Source organism: Mycobacterium sp. M23085, from assembly GCF_045343915.1.
GTDB lineage: Bacteria > Actinomycetota > Actinomycetes > Mycobacteriales > Mycobacteriaceae > Mycobacterium.
Genome location: NZ_CP174280.1, coordinates 5453145 through 5470374 on the forward strand (window position 1 = coordinate 5453145; position 17230 = coordinate 5470374).

16 protein-coding genes and 1 pseudogene are annotated in these 17230 nt (G+C 69.3%); 13 read left to right on the forward strand and 4 right to left on the reverse strand.

Annotated elements, in window-relative coordinates; genetic code table 11:
* Positions 1-15: 15 nt before the first annotated feature.
* Entirely contained in the window at positions 16-627 is a 612-nt protein-coding gene (locus ACIUM1_RS25405) for a heme-copper oxidase subunit III (protein WP_406815228.1), read from the reverse strand.
* Positions 628-773: 146 nt separating this feature from the next.
* Here ACIUM1_RS25405 and trpD point away from each other — a divergent pair, with 146 nt between their 5' ends.
* The gene (trpD, locus tag ACIUM1_RS25410; protein WP_406815229.1) at positions 774-1856 is read left to right on the forward strand and encodes an anthranilate phosphoribosyltransferase; all 1083 of its coding nucleotides are present in this window, start codon (positions 774-776) and stop codon (positions 1854-1856) included.
* Here trpD and ACIUM1_RS25415 read toward each other — a convergent pair.
* Positions 1794-3725 (reverse strand): annotated as a pseudogene (locus ACIUM1_RS25415) (DEDD exonuclease domain-containing protein); the annotation flags it as partial. The gene trpD and the pseudogene ACIUM1_RS25415 overlap by 63 nt on opposite strands.
* Before the next feature lie 123 nt (positions 3726-3848).
* Here ACIUM1_RS25415 and ACIUM1_RS25420 point away from each other — a divergent pair.
* The 4 genes from ACIUM1_RS25420 (at position 3849) to pimB (ending at position 7491) form a co-directional block, all read left to right on the forward strand.
* Complete coding sequence (locus ACIUM1_RS25420; protein WP_406815230.1) at positions 3849-4103, forward strand: hypothetical protein; 255 nt, start codon at positions 3849-3851, stop codon at positions 4101-4103.
* Positions 4104-4282: 179 nt separating this feature from the next.
* The gene (gene ripC / locus ACIUM1_RS25425; protein ID WP_406815231.1) at positions 4283-5419 is read left to right on the forward strand and encodes a peptidoglycan hydrolase RipC; all 1137 of its coding nucleotides are present in this window, start codon (positions 4283-4285) and stop codon (positions 5417-5419) included.
* Positions 5420-5453: 34 nt separating this feature from the next.
* Positions 5454-6296 carry a hypothetical protein gene (locus tag ACIUM1_RS25430; RefSeq protein WP_406817861.1) on the forward strand — a complete coding sequence of 281 codons (843 nt, stop codon included), beginning with the start codon at positions 5454-5456 and terminating at the stop codon, positions 6294-6296.
* A gap of 64 nt (positions 6297-6360) precedes the next feature.
* On the forward strand, positions 6361-7491 hold the full coding sequence (pimB, locus tag ACIUM1_RS25435) for a GDP-mannose-dependent alpha-(1-6)-phosphatidylinositol monomannoside mannosyltransferase (protein ID WP_406815232.1): 1131 nt from the start codon (positions 6361-6363) through the stop codon (positions 7489-7491).
* A gap of 20 nt (positions 7492-7511) precedes the next feature.
* On the opposite strand, the gene ACIUM1_RS25440 is transcribed toward pimB, so the two are convergent.
* A complete protein-coding gene (locus tag ACIUM1_RS25440; RefSeq protein WP_406815233.1) occupies positions 7512-9314 on the reverse strand; it encodes an AMP-dependent synthetase/ligase in 1803 nt (600 codons plus the stop codon).
* A gap of 178 nt (positions 9315-9492) precedes the next feature.
* Here ACIUM1_RS25440 and ACIUM1_RS25445 point away from each other — a divergent pair, with 178 nt between their 5' ends.
* The 5 genes from ACIUM1_RS25445 to ACIUM1_RS25465 all read left to right on the forward strand — a co-directional run bounded on the left by ACIUM1_RS25445 (position 9493) and on the right by ACIUM1_RS25465 (position 12911).
* Positions 9493-9882 (forward strand): polyketide cyclase / dehydrase and lipid transport, encoded by a 390-nt coding sequence (locus ACIUM1_RS25445; RefSeq protein WP_406815234.1) that lies wholly within the window; start codon positions 9493-9495, stop codon positions 9880-9882.
* A gap of 102 nt (positions 9883-9984) precedes the next feature.
* Positions 9985-10422, forward strand: a complete 438-nt coding sequence (locus tag ACIUM1_RS25450) for an SRPBCC family protein (protein WP_065075751.1) — start codon at positions 9985-9987, stop codon at positions 10420-10422.
* Positions 10415-11695: an ArsA family ATPase gene (locus ACIUM1_RS25455; protein ID WP_406817862.1), complete on the forward strand. Its 1281-nt coding sequence runs from the start codon at positions 10415-10417 to the stop codon at positions 11693-11695. The genes ACIUM1_RS25450 and ACIUM1_RS25455 overlap by 8 nt, the downstream gene beginning before the upstream one ends.
* Complete coding sequence (locus ACIUM1_RS25460) at positions 11692-12096, forward strand: hypothetical protein (RefSeq protein ID WP_406815235.1); 405 nt, start codon at positions 11692-11694, stop codon at positions 12094-12096. The genes ACIUM1_RS25455 and ACIUM1_RS25460 overlap by 4 nt, the downstream gene beginning before the upstream one ends.
* Positions 12097-12182: 86 nt before the next feature.
* Complete coding sequence (locus tag ACIUM1_RS25465) at positions 12183-12911, forward strand: lysophospholipid acyltransferase family protein (protein WP_406815236.1); 729 nt, start codon at positions 12183-12185, stop codon at positions 12909-12911.
* On the opposite strand, the gene ACIUM1_RS25470 is transcribed toward ACIUM1_RS25465, so the two are convergent.
* Entirely contained in the window at positions 12908-14200 is a 1293-nt protein-coding gene (locus tag ACIUM1_RS25470) for a glycosyltransferase 87 family protein (RefSeq protein ID WP_406815237.1), read from the reverse strand. The genes ACIUM1_RS25465 and ACIUM1_RS25470 overlap by 4 nt on opposite strands.
* A 92-nt stretch (positions 14201-14292) precedes the next feature.
* On the opposite strand from ACIUM1_RS25470, the gene ACIUM1_RS25475 reads away from it, so the two are divergent.
* The 3 genes from ACIUM1_RS25475 to ACIUM1_RS25485 all read left to right on the forward strand — a co-directional run bounded on the left by ACIUM1_RS25475 (position 14293) and on the right by ACIUM1_RS25485 (position 17171).
* Positions 14293-15177 (forward strand): hypothetical protein, encoded by an 885-nt coding sequence (locus ACIUM1_RS25475; protein ID WP_406815238.1) that lies wholly within the window; start codon positions 14293-14295, stop codon positions 15175-15177.
* A gap of 23 nt (positions 15178-15200) precedes the next feature.
* Positions 15201-15695, forward strand: coding sequence for a polyadenylate-specific 3'-exoribonuclease AS (locus ACIUM1_RS25480; RefSeq protein WP_406815239.1), 495 nt, complete (start codon positions 15201-15203; stop codon positions 15693-15695).
* A gap of 87 nt (positions 15696-15782) precedes the next feature.
* Positions 15783-17171 (forward strand): class II 3-deoxy-7-phosphoheptulonate synthase, encoded by a 1389-nt coding sequence (locus ACIUM1_RS25485; RefSeq protein WP_406815240.1) that lies wholly within the window; start codon positions 15783-15785, stop codon positions 17169-17171.
* The last annotated feature ends 59 nt before the right edge of the window (positions 17172-17230 follow it).

A 17230-nucleotide genomic window follows, 5' to 3' on the forward strand; every position in this document is an offset into this window, starting at 1 on the left:
TCGTCCAGCGCCTGCTCATCGGATGAAATAGATCACGGCGAAGAGCGCGATCCACACAATGTCGACGAAATGCCAGTAGTACGAGACGACGATGCTGGCGGTAGCCTGCGCCGGCGTGAACTTGCTCATCGCGGTGCGGGCCAGCAAGAAGATGAAGGCGATCAGGCCGCCGGTGACGTGCAGGCCGTGGAACCCGGTCGCCAGGTAGAACACGCTGCCGTAGGCGCTGCCGGGGATGGTGGTCCCGTGCGACACCAGGTGGTAGTACTCGTAGCCCTGGCCGCAAACGAAGAACAGGCCCATCAGGAAGGTCAGCACATACCAGCGGCGCAGCCCGAACACGTCGCCACGCTCGGCCGCGAACACCCCCATCTGGCAGGTGAACGACGACGCGATCAGCACCAATGTGACCGGAACGGCCTGGTACAGGTTCAGCTCGGTCGGCGGCGGCGGCCACTTCCCGCCCGATTGGGCGCGAGCGGTGAAGTACATCGCGAAGAGTCCAGCAAAGAACATTAGCTCGCTGGAAAGCCAAACGATGGTGCCGACGCTGACCATGTTGGGTCGGTTCAGCGAATGCACCCGCGACGTAATTGCAGTACCCGAAGTCCCGGCAGCGCTGGTCACATCCGCAAGTATGACGCTTTGTAGTTGTTGAACTCCACCCGGGGCGGCTTTTGTGTCTGCGCGTCGCGCCCGGGGACGCAACGGGCCGCTCGCGGCCGGTTCGCCGGAGGTTGGGGCTGGTGTGGTCCTCGTGGGACCATCGGCGCGTGGCTTTGGCATCGCAGGCTTCGCCGTCCGGCCCGTCCGCGACCTCGTGGCCGGGGGTCTTGTCTCGTCTGACCAGCGGTCAGGACCTGACGCGCGGGCAGGCCGCCTGGGCCATGGACCAGATCATGTCCGGCGACGCGAGCCCCGCCCAGATCGCCGCCTTCGCGGTGGCGATGCAGGTGAAGGTGCCCACCTCGGCCGAAGTCATCGAGCTGGCCGAGGTCATGCTCAACCACGCGCTGCCGATGCCCGCGGGCGCCATCCGCGACGACACCGTCGACATCGTCGGCACCGGCGGCGACGGCGTCAACACCGTGAACCTGTCCACGATGGCGGCCATCGTGGCCGCGGCCGCGGGTGTGCCGGTGGTCAAACACGGCAACCGGGCGGCCTCGTCGTTGTCCGGCGGCGCCGACACGCTCGAGGCGCTCGGCATTCGCATCGACCTGGGGCCCGATGAGGTCGCCCGCAGCCTCGCCGAGGTCGGCATCGGGTTCTGCTTCGCGCCGCTGTTTCACCCCTCCTACCGGCACACCTCCGCGGTGCGCCGCGAGATCGGCGTACCGACGGTGTTCAATCTCCTTGGGCCCCTTACGAATCCGGCCCGGCCGCGGGCGGGGCTGATCGGCTGCGCATTCGGCGGACTCGCCGAGGTGATGGCCGGCGTGTTCGCCGCCCGCCGGTCCAGCGTGCTGGTGGTGCACGGGGACGACGGGCTCGACGAACTGACGACCACCACCACCAGCACCATCTGGCGGGTGCAGGCCGGCACCGTGGACAGGCTGACGTTCGATCCGGCCGGATTCGGTTTTCCCCGAGCCGATCTCGACGACTTGTTGGGCGGTGACGCCCAGGCCAACGCGGCGGAGGTCCGTGCGGTGCTGGCCGGTGGCAAGGGCCCGGTGCGCGACGCCGTCGTCCTCAATGCCGCCGGGGCGATCGTGGCCCACGCCGGGTTATCCAGCCGCGCTGAATGGCTGCCGGCGTGGGAGGACGGGTTGGCCCGGGCCGGCGCGGCGATCGATTCCGGTGCGGCCGAACACCTGCTCGCGCGATGGGTGCGGTTCGGCCAGCAGGTCTGAGCGGCGCCCGCCCGGCGACGATGCGGCCCGCTCGGCGGGGCGAGGAGGAGGCGGGCAATCAGGCCAAGCCTGCGCCGAAAACTGTTCTGCGGCCAGTCGCGCCGAGCGCGCCGCCGCGGCCCAGGCCGACCAAGCGCCGGCCGATCGCAGCGGGGACGCCCAGCCGTCCTCGGCCACCCGAACGATGCGCACCCCGGGCGTGGTCAACCAGCGCGCGATCAGCGCCGTCTCCTCGACAAGCGCGCCGCCCAGCGGGGCAGGCATGGGCAGAATCGCTTGTGCCCCAGCAACAATCGCGTCAACCACCGGCATCGGCGGCACCCCGCGCCGGGCGCTGCCCGCCGCGGCAAGTTGGCCGTGGCGGATGACGGCCAGGTGATAGCCGCCCTCGCCGTCGGGTGCGGCGGCGATCAGCTCGGGCAGCGCGGCCAGGGCACGCAGCCGCTGGCCGCGCCACAGCGTCTCGACGGCGGTGACGGTGCGGTCGCGCAGTCGCGCGGCGCTCTCGAAGTGATGCCGCTCGGCCAGCGCGCCGACCTGGTCCACGGCCGAGCTCAGCGCGCTGTTGTCCACGCCGTCGACCAGGGCGGCGAACCGCGCCACGGCCGCCGCGTACTGGGTGGCGGTGACGCCGCGCGCGGCCGGGCACGGCGACACCTCGGCCTCGGCACACAACGGCCCGTGCAACGCCGAGCGGCCCAGCCGGTTGGTGCAGCTGCGTAGCCCGGTGAACCGGGCCAGCAGCGCGGCCGTGTCGGCGGCGTCGGCGCGGGCTTTGAACGGTCCGACGGCACGGTCGTGCCGCGGCGCCCGCACCACCGCGAGGCGGGGGAAGGCCTCGTCGGTGAGCGCGACCCACCACCAGCGCTGCGGAAACCTGGACCGCCGGTTGTACGGCGGGGCATGGGCGGCCAATAGCCGTAGCTCGCGCACGCCGGCCTCCAGCGCGTGGGCGCACTCGACGTGGTCGACCGCGCCGGCAAGCGCGACCATCTCCTTCATGCGGCCCCGAGGTTCGGCCCCGGTGAAGTACTGACTGACCCGGCGTCGCAGGTCGACGGCCGTGCCAATGTAGAGCACTTCGCCCGACGGCCCCCGGAACAGATACACCCCCGGCCGGCGCGGCAGGCCCTCGGCGAGCACCCGCTTGCGGCGCTGGGTGGGCGTCACGTCGGGCAGATAGGCGCGCAGGTCGGCATAGGTGTGTACGCCCTGGTTGCCCACCCGTTCGATGAGGGCGTGCAACACGTCGACGGTGGCGCGCGCGTCGTCCAGGGCGCGGTGGGTGGGCTGGGTGGCGACGGCGAACAGCCGCGCCAGCGCGGCCAGCCGCACGCTGGGGGCCTCCTCGCGGCTGAGCACCCGGCGGGCCAGCCGGACCGTGCACAGCACCCGGGGCCGCGGCCAGGCGATGTCGCACTGCTGCGCCGCGGCACGCAGGAAGCCGATGTCGAACCCGGCGTTGTGCGCGACCAGCACGGCGTCACCGGCGAACTCCAGGAACATCGGCAGCACGGAGTCGATGGTCGGTGCGTCGGAAATCATCGCGGTGGTGATGCCGGTCAGCTGCACGATCTGGGGCGGGATGCTGCGTTGCGGGTCCACCAGGGTGGCGAACTCGCCGAGCACCACGCCTCCGCGCACCTTGACCGCCCCGATTTCGGTGATGGCGTCGGGAACGGTTCCCGCGGTGCTCTTGGTGCGCCCGCCGGTGGTCTCCAGGTCGACCACCACGAAGGTGGTCTCGCGCAGCGGGAGCTCGTCGGGCGTGAACGGCGACCCCGCGTCGGCGAAGCTCAGCTGAGTCGCACCCCGGGAAGCCACGGCGGTGACGTTAAGCGCCACGACCGACACCCGCGCGGCTGCCACGCCGGGTGTAACCGCCGGAACGCGGGGACCCGGACATGTCGGTGCCCGCGGTTACCGTTCGATCAGTCCGGCGTGATGTACGCCCACCGAGTTTGCCGGGCCAGAGCGAGAGGACCGAGCCCGATGGCACCAAGAACTGGACCGACCGACATCGGCATGACGCCGCCGGACCCGGGGTCACCGGTGGTGATCGACTGCGACGACTGCGCGGTGCGCGGCCCCGGCTGCCGCGACTGTGTCGTCAGCGTGATACTCGGGGTCCCGGATACTTTATTGCACGACGAGCGAGCGGCTTTGGAAGTTCTCGCCGAAGCCGGTTTGGCGCCGCGCCTTCGTCTCGTGCCTATTCGTCGGGATCGAGGATCTGGTGTAGCGTAATCGCCTTGTCCCACAAAGGTCCTCGGGCCACGCGAAACGATTCACATAGAAATGACAGGAATCTTTCTAATTTCTTAACCGCTCGCTTTGGACAAACGCCGATATCGTTTCGTAACCTGTTTGAGACCTAAACCAGCTCGACGACCTATCCCGTCGATGGCCGTTTAAGGAAGCAAATCTTGAGGCTTGACTCTAGGTACCCGGTTGCGCGTGCTCTCACACGTACGGCCATAGGGGCGCTAGCTGGCTTCGCGATCTTCTCCGGCGTCACCACCGCCCCGGTGTGGGCAGACCCGGCCGAAGACGCCACGGCAAAACTCAACGAACTGTCCCGCCAGGCCGAGCAGACCACCGAGGCGATGCACAGTGCCCAGCTCGATCTGAACGACAAGCTGGCCGCCCAACGCGCCGCGGACAAGAAGCACACCGATGACCAGGCCGCGGTCGATGCGGCCAAGGCGCACCTGTCCTCGTATCAGGACTCGGTCAACAAGCTGGCCGCCGCGACCTACATGGGCGGTCACGTCGACGGCATGGAGGCCATCCTGACCGCCGGCTCCCCGCAGGGGCTGATCGACAAGCTGGCCGTGCAGCGGGTGATGGCCGCGCAGATGGCCAGCCAGATGAAGAGCTTCCGGATCGCCGGAGAGCAGGCCGCCAAGGCCGAGCGGGAGTCCGCCAAGTCGGCCGCCGACGCCAAGAGCGCGGCGGAACAGGCCGCCGCGGTCCGGGCGAGCCTGCAGTCCAAGCAGAGCCAGCTGCAGGTGCAGATCGCCGTCGTGAAGTCGCAATACCTTTCTTTGACTGCCGATCAGCGCACCGCGCTGGCCAACCCCGCGCCGCCGCCGGGCGCTCCGGCACCCGAAGCCGCGCCCCCGGGCGCGCCTCCCGGGCAGGCGCCGGGCGAGGCGCCGCCCGCCGGCGGAATGCCCGGACTGCCCGGAACGGCTCCCGGCGGGGTCGGCGGCGGTGACCGCGCCACCGTCGTGCAGGCCGCGCTGACCCAGGTCGGTTCGCCCTATGTATGGGGTGGCTCCGCGCCCGGCGGATTCGACTGCTCCGGCCTGGTGATGTGGGCGTTCCAGCAAGCCGGCATCTCGCTGCCGCACTCCAGCCAGGCGCTGGCCCACGGCGGCCAGCCCGTCTCGCTCGGGGATCTGCAGCCCGGTGACGTGCTGACCTTCTACTCCGACGCCTCGCACACCGGCATCTACATCGGTGACGGCATGATGATCCACTCCTCGACCTATGGCGTGCCGGTCCGGGTGGCGCCGATGAGCGCCGGCGGCCCGATCTACGACGCCCGCCGTTACTAGCCAACCCCGACCGCGACGACGGCGGCTCTCGACGCTGCTGGCTTGGGTATTCGTCGTCGAACTGCTGGTGGCCGCGGCCGTTCCGTTCGACGCCGTTCGGGAAAGCCGGATCCGGCCCGCGCAACTGGTCATGCCGGCCCGCAGCCAAAGCGGTGCGTCGGCGAAGTCGATCGCCATCGGCGACCGCACCGTCCGACTGCGGGCCCTCGGCGGCCCCGCCGGCGACCGGTTGCTGACCCGGGTGGCGTCGAACATGGCCGCGGCGATCACGGCGGTAGAGGCGTTCTGGGGGGTCGACTGGACCCGCGACATCTCGGTGGTGGTGGCCGGAACGGACGAGGAATTCCGCGCCGCCGCGGGCGGGGGGCCGGCCGAGCAATGGGCCGATATCGCGGCGGTGACGGTCGCGGACCGCGTTGATCCCGTTCGCCGGGTCGCCGTCGGCCAGCGGATCGTGTTCGCCCCCGGCGCTGCCGGCATGAGCACCGCATCGTTGCGAATCGTGTTGACCCACGAGCTTTTTCACTACGCCGCGCGCGCCGACACCGTCGCGGACGCACCCCGCTGGCTCACCGAGGGGGTGGCCGACTTCGTCGGCCGCCCACCCGCGCCGGTGCCCGCCGACACCTTGCTGCCCATGACGCTGCCCGTCGACAGTGACCTGGACGTGCCCGGGACGCAGCGCTCGCTGGCCTACGACCGCGCCTGGTGGTTCGCCCGCTTCGTCGCGGATGCCTACGGGCCGCCGAAGCTGCGCGAGCTCTACCTGGCCACCTGCGGCATCAGGCACGCGGACATGGCCGCCGCCAGCCAAGACGTGCTGGCCACCAGCCCGGCGGGTCTGCTCACCCGCTGGCAACAGTGGCTGACCCACTAGGGCCGGGCCGCGCGGCTCACACCGGGTGCGCCGTCCGCATCGTCGCCAAGCTAGCCTGACGCAGGTGAGTCGGGTCCTGCTGGTAACCAACGACTTTCCGCCCCGCCGGGGCGGCATCCAGTCCTACCTCGGTGAGTTCGTCGGCCGGCTGGTCGAGGCCGGGTCGCATTCGGTGACGGTGTACGCGCCGCAATGGAAGGGCGCCGAGGCTTACGACGAGGCCGCCGGTTATCCGGTGGTGCGGCACCCGGGCACGCTGATGCTGCCCGGCCCCGCGGTCGACACCCGGATGCGCCGGCTGATCGCCGATCGGGGCATCGACACCGTCTGGTTCGGCGCGGCCGCGCCGCTGGCGCTACTGGCCCAGCGCGCCCGCGACGCCGGGGCCGGCCGGGTGCTGGCCAGCACGCACGGGCACGAGGTCGGGTGGTCGATGCTCCCGGTCGCCCGCTCGGTACTGCGCCGCATCGGCGACGACACCGACGTCGTCACCTTCGTCAGCCGCTACACCCGTTCCCGGTTCGCGCCGGCCTTCGGCCCCAAGGCTGCACTGGAATACCTGCCGTCCGGAGTGGACATCGACCGGTTCCGGCCCGATCCGGCGGGCCGCGCCCGGCTGCGTGACCGCTACGGGTTGGGGGAGCGGCCCACCGTGGTCTGCGTGTCCCGGCTGGTGCCGCGCAAGGGGCAGGACATGCTCATCAAAGCGCTGCCGTCGATCCGGCGACGCGTCCAGGGCGCCGCCCTGGTCATCGTCGGCGGCGGCCCCTACGAACAGGCGTTGCGCGCGCTGGCCCGCGAGTGCGGGGTGGCCGACGACGTGACGTTCACCGGCGGTGTACCGGCGGCCGAGTTGCCCACCCACCACGCGCTGGCCGACGTGTTCGCGATGCCCTGCCGCACCCGCGGCGCCGGGCTGGACGTCGAAGGGTTGGGCATCGTCTACCTGGAGGCCTCGGCGACCGGCGTGCCGGTGATCGCCGGCAAGTCCGGGGGAGCACCAGAAACGGTGCAGCACAACAAGACCGGGCTGGTCGTCGACGGCCGCGAGGTGGGCGCGATCGCCGACGCCGTCACCGAATTGCTGACCGATCGCGACCGGGCGGCCGCGATGGGAGCGGCCGGGCGCGACTGGGTGACGGCGCAATGGCGCTGGGACGCCCTGGCGGCGCGGTTGAGCGCGCTGCTCGGCTGAACAGCACCCGAGCGGGCCCGTTAGTCCTTCTCGTAGATCGCCTCGATATCGGAGGCGAACTTCTCGGCCACCACGTTGCGCTTGACCTTCAACGTCGGTGTCAGCTCACCGGTGTCCTCGGTGAAATCGACCGGCAGAATGCGGAATTTGCGGATCGACTCCGCGTGCGACACCGCCTGATTGGCGTCCTTGATGGCGGCGTCCACCTCCGCGACCAGGTCGGGGTCGGTGGTCAGCTCGCCCACCGAGGCGCCGGCCCCCTTCTGGTTGCGCTGCTTCCAGCCGTCGAACGCTTCCGGGTCGATGGTGACCAACGCGCCGATGAACGGCTTGTTGTCCCCGACGACCATCGCCTGGCTGATCAACGGATGGGCGCGCAGCCGGTCCTCCAGCACCGCGGGCGCGACGTTCTTGCCGCCCGCGGTCACGATGATCTCCTTCTTGCGCCCGGTGATCTTCAAGAAGCCGTCCTCGTCGAGCACGCCCAGATCGCCGGTCTTGAACCAGCCGTCGGTGAAGGCGTCGTCGGTGGCCTGCTCGTTGCGCCAGTAGCCGCTGAAGACCACGCCGCCGCGCACCAACAGCTCGCCGTCCTCGGCGATGCGCATGCTGTTGCCGGGCACCAGCGTTCCGACGGTGCCGATCTTGACGTTGCCGACCTGGTTGACGGTGATCGCCGAGCTGGTCTCGGTCAGGCCGTAACCCTCGTGAATGGTCAAACCCACGCCGCGGTAGAAGTGCCCCAGCCGCGAGCCCAGCGGCGCGCCGCCGGAGACCGCCGCGTGGCAGTCGCCGCCCAGTGCGGCGCGCAGCTTGTTGTACACCAGCCGGTCGAACAAGGCGTGCTTGGCGCGCAGCACCAGCCCGCGCCGACCGCGATCCTGCGCCTCGCTCCAGTCGACGGCGGTCTGGACGGCCGCCGCGAAGATGCGGCCCCTGCCGTCGTTGGAGGCGTTCTGCTCGGCGGTGTTGTAGACCTTCTCGAACACCCGGGGGACCGACACCACCACGGTCGGTTTGAACACCGCGAACAGCGGCACCAAATTCTTGATGTCGCTGGTGAATCCGACGGTGACCTTGTTGGCGAACGCGGACAACGTGAGCGAGCGTGCCAGCACGTGGGCCAGCGGCAAGAAGACCAGCAGCCGCTGGCCCTCGTCGAGCAGCGTCGGCAGGCTCTCCTTGGCGCCCCGCGTCTCATAGAGCAGATTCGAGTGGGTCAATTGGCAGCCCTTGGGCCGCCCGGTGGTGCCGGAGGTGTAGATGAGGGTCGCCGGATCCTCGGCCCGCAGCGCCTCGAGGCGCGCGGTCAGCTCGGCCGGGTCGACCGAGCCACCGGCCTCCGCCAGCTGGTCGAGCGCCTTGGGTCCCGAACCGTTGATGTGCAGCACCCGGCGCAGCGCGGGCAGTTCGGCGGTCAGCTCGGTAACCATCGCGGCGTGCTCGTCGGTTTCGGCGAACGCCAGCACCGCCTCGGAGTCCTGCAGCACCCAGCGCACCTGCTCGGCCGACGACGTCTCATAGATCGGCACGGTGACCGCACCCACCGACAGGATCGCCAGGTCGAGGATGGCCCATTCGTAGCGGGTGGCCGAGAAGATGGACACCCGGTCGCCGGCCTGCACGCCCAGCGAGATCAAACCCAGAGCGGCCGAGCGGATCTGCTCGGCCGCCTCGGCGCAGCTGACGTCGGTCCACTCGCCCTCGACTTGGCGCTGGTAGATGACGAAGTTGGGGTCGTCGCGCTCGTGTTCGAAGACCATCGCCGCGATGTTGTCGTGTTCGCCGACGGAGAAGCGGGCGGGGACGCTGTACTCACGCACTCTTATGACCTCGATTGACCTCGTGAAGATTCCCGGGAGCCGGGTTGCTGGCAACCAGCCTAATCCGCGCGTTGACCCAGCACGGCCGGACTGGGTCAGGCCGGCCCCGCGATTGCCCGGCGCCACCTACGCCCCGCCCTGGGCGGGACGCCACGGAGCCGTGTGTGAAGCTGTGATGATGAACAGCATCCAGGTCGCGGATGAGACGTTTGTCGCCGCCGCCGGCGCACGGGTGGGGGCCGCGGTCGCCGACCAGTCGAGCTGGCGCCGCTGGTGGCCGGACCTGCGACTGCAGGTCGTCGAGGATCGCGGGGAAAAGGGCATCCGCTGGTCGGTGACCGGCGCGTTGACCGGGACCATGGAGGTCTGGCTGGAACCGTCGCTGGACGGTGTCGTGCTGCACTACTTCTTGCACGCCGAGCCGACCGGGGTCGCGGCCTACCAACTGGCCAAGCTGAACTTGGCAAAGATGACGCACCGCCGTCGGGTGGCGGGTAAGAAAATGGCCTTCGAGGTCAAGACGACACTGGAACGGTCACGTCCGGTCGGAGTTTCTCCGGTAGTTTAGCCGGGTCAGGGCCGCGCGGAGAGTACCGTGTCGGTCCGAGACCCGCGGGGTCCCCGACATTGCGGGAGTCGATCCGTTCGCGGGAGAGAGGGCAGCAACCAGGTGGCGGAGAAGACGACGCAAACCATCTACATCGAAGCCGACCCGGCCACCGTGATGCAGGTGATCGCGGATATCGATTCCTACCCGCAGTGGATCTCGGAGTACAAGGAAGCCGAGGTTCAGGAGAAGGACGCCGACGGCTACCCCAAAGTCGCGCGGATCGTTATGGACGCCACGGTCATCAAAGACACGATGGTGATGTCCTACGAGTGGCCCAAAGATCGCCAATCGGTGAGCTGGACGCTGGTGTCGAGCTCGCTGCTGCGATCCCTTGAAGGCTCATATCGGTTGGCGGCCAAAGGATCTGGCACCGAGGTCACTTACGAGCTCTCCGTCGACCTGGCCATGCCGATGATCGGCCTGCTCAAGCGCAAGGCCGAGCGCCGGTTGACCGACACCGCGCTGAAAGATCTCAAGAAACGAGTCGAGGCTGAGTGAGTCCACTGAATTCGGAGCGCCCGCCCCGGCTCGGATCAGCCTTTTCGTCGGCAAAGGCGGGGTAGGGAAATCCACCTTGGCTTGCGCCACCGCCGTCGGTGCCGCAAGCGCCGGGCAGCGCGTGCTCGTCGTCTCCACCGACCAGGCGCACTCGCTGGGTGACGTCCTGGGCATCGCGGTCCCGCCGAGTCGAGGCGAACCGGTGCGGGTCTTCGCCGACCTCGAGACCGGGCAAGCGGAGGCCGACGGCGGGTTTCTCGATGCGCTGGCATTGAACACGCTGGGTCTGCTTGAGGTCCGATGGCATGACGTGGTCGCCACACTGAACCGGCGCTTTCCCGACTCTGAACTGAATACCATTGCGCCCGAAGAACTTTCAGCTCTCCCCGGTGTTCAGGAAGTGCTCGGTCTGCACGCCGTCGGAGAGCTGGCCCGATCCGGGCAATGGGACCGCGTGGTGGTCGATTGCGCGTCGACGGCCGATGCCCTGCGAATGTTGACGCTGCCCGCCACCTTTGGGCTGTACGTCGAGCGGGCGTGGCCGCGGCACCGCCGGCTGTCCGTCACCGCCGACGACACCCGGTCGGCGGCGGTGGTCGAACTGCTCGAGCGGATCAGCTCTCATGTGGAGTCGCTCAGCAGCCTGCTCACCGACGGCGATCTGGTCAGCGCGCACCTGGTGCTGACGCCCGAACGGGTGGTCGCCGCCGAGGCGGCCCGGACGCTGGGATCTCTGGCGCTGATGGGGGTACGGGTCGAAGAGCTGATCGTGAACCAGGTTCTGCTGCAAGACGACTCGTACGAGTACCACAATCTGCCCGAGCACCCCGCCTTCTACTGGTACACCGAGCGGATCGCCGAGCAGCAGAGCGTGCTCGACGAGCTCGACGCCACCATCGGTGGGGTGGCGCTGGTGATGACCCCGCACCTGTCCGGCGAGCCGATCGGCCCCAAGGCGCTGAGCGGGTTGCTCGACGCCGCCCGGCGCCGGGGCGGCGCGGCGCCACCCGGTCCGCTGCGGCCCACCGTGGACCTCGAATCCGGGACGGGGCTAGGGTCCATCTACCGAATGCGGCTGGCGTTGCCGCAACTCGATCCGTCGGCCCTGACGCTGGGCCGCGTCGATGACGATCTGGTCATCAGTGCCGGGGGATTGCGGCGCAGGGTTAGGTTGGCATCAGTGCTTCGGCGCTGCACCGTGCTGGACGCACACCTGCGCGGCAGCGAACTGACGGTGCGTTTTCGACCAGATCCGGAGGTGTGGCCGAGGTGAGTGAGGCTCATTCCGACATCGGTCCGGAACTTCGCAGGCTCGCCCAGACCATCCTGGACGGCATCGACCCCGCGGTGCGCGCGGCGGCGGCGTTGACGGCCGGTGCCGGCGTCGGAACCGGCAAGTGCCAGCAGGTGTGGTGCCCGGTGTGCGCGCTGGCCGCGCTGGCAACCGGCGACCAGCACCCGTTGCTCACCGCGATCGCCGACCACAGCATCGCCCTGCTCGAGGTGGTCCGCGACATCGTCAACGACATCGACCGGTCACCCAAGCCGACGCCGGAACCGCCGGACGGTCCGCCCGGCGGTGGCCCCGGCCCGTCGGGCGACGCGAAGAACGCCGCCCAGGACGCCCAATCACGAACCCGCTATCAGCCCATCCCGGTCACGCTCGAGGAGTGAGCGGGCCGCGCCGCAGGTGGTCGGTTCGGGTGGGGATGGGTACAGTTGGCGCAGAACATCAGCGCCTACAGCCGAGAGGGAGGGCCATGTGGTACTGGCTATTCAAGTACGTGCTCCTCGGCCCGCTGCTGTCGCTGCTGGGTCGGCCGAAAGTTGAAGGCATAGAACACGTTCCGAGCTCCGGTCCGGCGATACTGGCCAGCAACCACCTGGCGGTGATGGACAGCTTCTACCTTCCGCTGGTGGTCCGGCGCCGAATCACCTTCCTGGCCAAGTCGGAATATTTCACCGGCACCGGTTTGAAGGGCTGGTTTCAGCGGTGGTTCTTCACCGCCGTGGGACAGGTGCCGATCGACCGCACCGACGCCGACAGCGCCCAGGCCGCGCTGAACACCGCGCAGCAGGTGCTGAGCCAGGGCAAGCTGCTCGGCATGTATCCCGAGGGCACCCGGTCGCCGGACGGGCGGCTGTACAAAGGCAAGACGGGGTTGGCGCGGCTTGCCCTGGAGACCGGCGTTCCGGTGATCCCGGTCGCGATGATCGGCACCAACGTCGTCAACCCGCCCGGGACGAACATGCTGCGGTTCGGCCGCGTCACCGTCCGCTTCGGCAAGCCGATGGATTTCTCCCGCTTCGAGGGGCTGGCCGGCAACCGCTTCATCGAGCGGGCCGTCACCGACGAGGTGATCTACGAGCTGATGGGACTGTCCGGCCAGGAATACGTCGACATCTACGCGGCGAGCCTGAAAAACAGCGCTAACGACGCCGCCGCCACCGGCGAGCCCGTGCGGATTCCCGAGACCGCGGCCGGTTAGCCGACGGCGGTAACCGGCGCCAACCGCTGCGGAGCGGTATCGCGCGCCACCCCGCGGGCGGTGACGGTGAGTCCCACCGTGACGATGACCGCCAGCGCCCACCACACGTAGGACATCCCGGCCAGCTGACGCCACCAGGCCGCGCTGGCCTCGTGGTGCTTGGGCAGCAGGTCGATCGGCGACCAGCGCATCAGCGCCACCCCGACCGCGCTGATCACCAGCAGCGCCGCGTTGCGCCGTCGCCAGCCCAGGATTCCGGTCACCAGCACCGCCGGCAGTACCCAGACCCAGTGGTGCGACCAGGACACCGGCGACACCACCAATCCGAACAGCGCGACGCACACCAGAGCCAGCGCCGGCTCGTCGGCGCGCAGCACCCGTCGCATCGCCCATACCGTCACCGCCAGCACCAGCAGCGACGCGGCCACCCAGAGCAGGGAACGTTCCTGTTGTCCCAGGCCCAGCCGGGCCAGGGCGCCGGCGATGTTCTGGTCGGTGTTCAACGACGCGGAACCGATCCGATCGGTGTGATGCACGGTGTGCGTCCAGTACTCCCACGAGTCGTCCCAGGCCAGTACGAAACCCAGCAGCGTCGCCCCGACAAAGGACGCCAGCGCGGTCAACGCCGCCCGGTTGTCACGCCGCAGCAGGAAGTAGAGCAGGAACACGGCCGGGGTCAGCTTCAGCGCCATCCCCACGCCCAGCAGCAGGCCGCGCGGCCACGGCGTTCGCCGCGGCATACAGTCGGCGATCACCAGCGTCATCAGCACCACGTTGATCTGGCCGAAGGCGAAGTTCGAGTTGATCGGTTCCAGCCAGACCGCCGCCGCGGCCGCGGCCACGATGGCCAGCCAGCACCGGCGCAGCCAGGCCGGACCGGGCAGCACCGTCGAGGTGCTCCACACGTCGAGGCGGGCCAGCACGATGACGGTCGACACCACCAGCAGCACCAGGGTCAAGGCGGTGACCGCGACGCTGGCGGTGGGCATGTGCATCCAGGCGAACGGGCAGAACACGATGGCGGCCAGCGGCGGATAGGTGAACGGCAGATCCACGATCGGCGTGTGGAACAGCACATCCCCGCGGTACAGCGGATGGCCGTCCATCCAGGCCCGGGCGCCCATCTGATAGACGTCGATGTCGATGCGATAGGGGGTGTGGCCGAACAGCTGCCACCCCGCATAGCTCAGCCCCGCGGCGGCCACCAGCCAAGCCAGCCCCCACCACAGCGCCCACCCGGGACCACGCTTACCTGCCAAGCCCGCCCCGGGCGCCTGCCGTGTACTCATGTCGCACAACAGCGTAATGGGTCGCCGGGCCCCACCCGCCTGGTGCAGCGCGGCTCCCACGAGCCCGGCGCCCACAGGCGTACGTTTCAAGAGTGCTCGATTCGTTCGTGGTCGAGGTGACCCGATGGTTTGCACACGATGTGCACGCCAGTGGCCACCTGCCGCTGCTGTGCTGCCTGGTCGCCTTCATCCTCACCTTTTTCGTCACCCGAACGTCCGTGCGGTTCATCCGCCACCGCGCCGACACCGGTCGGCCCGCGCGGTGGTGGCACCCACGCAACGTCCACATCGGCGGGGTGCACATTCACCACGTGACCTTCGGGGTGGTGCTCACCCTGCTGTCCGGGCTGATGCTGGTAACGCTGTCCCTCGACGGTCATGAGCCCGAATTCATCGTTGCAGCAACACTTTTCGGAATCGGGGCCGCCCTGGTCCTGGACGAGTACGCGCTCATCCTGCACCTGTCCGACGTGTACTGGTCCGAGGACGGCCGCACCTCGGTGGACGCGGTGTTCGCCGCGGTGGCGGTTGCCGGGCTGCTGATGATGGGCCTGCACCCGCTGATGTTCTTTCTGCCGATGTGGCACGGCGCCGGCTCGACGGCGCTGCGGGCCGTGGTGGCCGGTGCCATGGCGTTGACGCTGCCGCTGGCGGTCGTGGTGGTGCTCAAGGGCAAGGTGTGGACCGGCCTGCTGGGCATGTTCCTGGTCATCCTGCTGGTCATCGGCGCGGTCCGGCTGTCGCGCCCGCACGCCCCGTGGGCCCGGTGGCGATACTCCACGCAGCCGGACAAGATGCGCCGCGCACTGCAACGCGAGCGGAGGCTGCGCCGACCGGTGGTGCGGGCCAAGCTGTACCTGCAGTGCGCCATCGCCGGCACACCGCGGTTGCCCGACGAACGCACGGTCGACGCCACGCTGGACCAGGAGATCCACCCCGCGCCGGCGCCCACCGGGCCCATCTTGATCAGCCGCTGACCCGGATACCTAGGCTTCGTCGGGTGCGGTATTTCTACGACACCGAATTCATCGAGGACGGCCGCACCATCGAGTTGATCTCGATCGGGGTGGCCGCCGAAGACGGCCGCGAGTACTACGCGGTGTCCACCGAGTTCGACCCCGAGCGCGCCGGGCCCTGGGTGCGCGCCAACGTGCTGCCCAAGTTGCCGCCGCCGGCGTCGCAGCTGTGGCGCTCCCGGCGCCAGATCCGGGAAGACCTGGAAAGCTTCTTCGGGGTGAGTGCCGGGCAGGAGCCCGCTGAGCCGATCGAGCTGTGGGCGTGGGTGGCGGCCTACGACCATGTGGCGTTGTGCCAGTTGTGGGGGACCATGCCGGAGTTGCCGCGGTCCATTCCCCGTTTCACCCGTGAGCTGCGGCAACTGTGGGAAGACCGGGGCAGCCCGCGGATGCCGCCCCGGCCGTCCGATGCGCACGACGCACTGGTGGACGCGCGTGATCAGCTCCGCAGATACCGGCTCATCACCGCCGGGGAGTGAGGCGGCGCGCTGGGACGTGTCCACCTAGCCGCGTTCCCGCAGATCAACCCTGACCTGGGGCGGCCGCGCCCCGGTTAAGATGAACCGATGAACTGGACCGTGGACATCCCGATCGATCAGCTGCCGCCGCTGCCGCCGCTGCCGACCGATCTGCGGACGCGGTTGGACGCCGCACTGGCCAAACCGGCCGCCCAGCAGCCCAGCTGGCCTGCCGACCAGGCGTCGGCGATGCGCACGGTCCTGGAGAGTGTGCCCCCGGTGACGGTGCCGTCGGAGATCGTCCGGCTGCAAGAGCAGCTGGCCCAGGTGGCCCGGGGTGAGGCGTTCCTACTGCAGGGCGGCGACTGCGCGGAGACGTTCACCGAGAACACCGAGCCCCACATTCGCGGCAACGTGCGCACCCTGCTGCAGATGGCGGTGGTGCTGACCTACGGCTCGAGCCTGCCGGTGGTCAAGGTGGCCCGCATCGCCGGCCAGTACGCCAAGCCGCGCTCGGCCGACATCGACGCGCTGGGGTTGAAGTCCTACCGCGGCGACATGGTCAACGGCTTCGCCCCCGACGCCGCGGTGCGCGAGCACGACCCGTCGCGGTTGGTGCGCGCCTACGCCAACGCCAGCGCCGCCATGAACCTGGTTCGGGCGCTGACGTCTTCGGGATTGGCCTCGCTGCACCTGGTGCACGACTGGAACCGGGAATTCGTCCGGACCTCGCCGGCGGGCGCCCGCTACGAGGCGCTGGCCACCGAGATCGACCGCGGTTTGCGCTTCATGAGCGCCTGCGGGGTGGCCGACCGCAACCTGCAGACCGCCGAGATCTACGCCAGCCATGAGGCTTTGGTGCTCGACTACGAGCGGTCGATGCTGCGCCTGTCCGAAAGCGACAGCGGCGAACCGCAGCTGTATGACCTGTCGGCGCATACCGTGTGGATCGGCGAGCGGACCCGCCAGCTCGACGGCGCGCACGTTGCCTTCGCCGAAGTGATCGCCAACCCGATCGGCGTCAAGATCGGCCCGACGATCACTCCGGAACTGGCCGTCGAATACGTCGAGCGGCTGGATCCGCACAACAAGCCCGGCCGGCTGACCTTGGTGAGCAGGATGGGCAACAACAAGGTCCGCGATCTGCTGCCTCCGATCGTGGAGAAGGTCCAGGCCACCGGCCATCGGGTGATCTGGCAGTGCGACCCGATGCACGGCAACACCCATGAGTCGTCCAACGGCTACAAGACCCGTCACTTCGACCGCATCGTCGACGAGGTGCAGGGCTTCTTCGAGGTGCACCGCGCACTGGGCACCCACCCGGGCGGCATCCACGTCGAGATCACCGGCGAAAACGTCACCGAATGCCTGGGCGGGGCGCAAGCCATTTCCGACACCGACCTGGCCGGACGTTACGAAACCGCTTGCGACCCAAGGCTTAACACCCAGCAGTCGCTGGAGTTGGCCTTCCTCGTCGCTGAGATGCTGCGCGACTAGCTGTTCTGACCACAGACGTTAGGGACGGCGTGGCGTGGTGACATAGCGAAGACCTCCGA

Bases quoted from the DNA above. Each gene is read 5' to 3' on its own strand.
- ACIUM1_RS25445 (WP_406815234.1), top strand. From the start codon at position 9,493: ATGAACAGCATCCAGGTCGCGGATGAGACGTTTGTCGCCGCCGCCGGC.
- ACIUM1_RS25465 (WP_406815236.1), top strand. From the start codon at position 12,183: ATGTGGTACTGGCTATTCAAGTACGTGCTCCTCGGCCCGCTGCTGTCG.
- ACIUM1_RS25420 (WP_406815230.1), top strand. From the start codon at position 3,849: ATGGCACCAAGAACTGGACCGACCGACATCGGCATGACGCCGCCGGAC.
- ACIUM1_RS25470 (WP_406815237.1), bottom strand. From the start codon at position 14,200: ATGAGTACACGGCAGGCGCCCGGGGCGGGCTTGGCAGGTAAGCGTGGT.
- ACIUM1_RS25485 (WP_406815240.1), top strand. From the start codon at position 15,783: ATGAACTGGACCGTGGACATCCCGATCGATCAGCTGCCGCCGCTGCCG.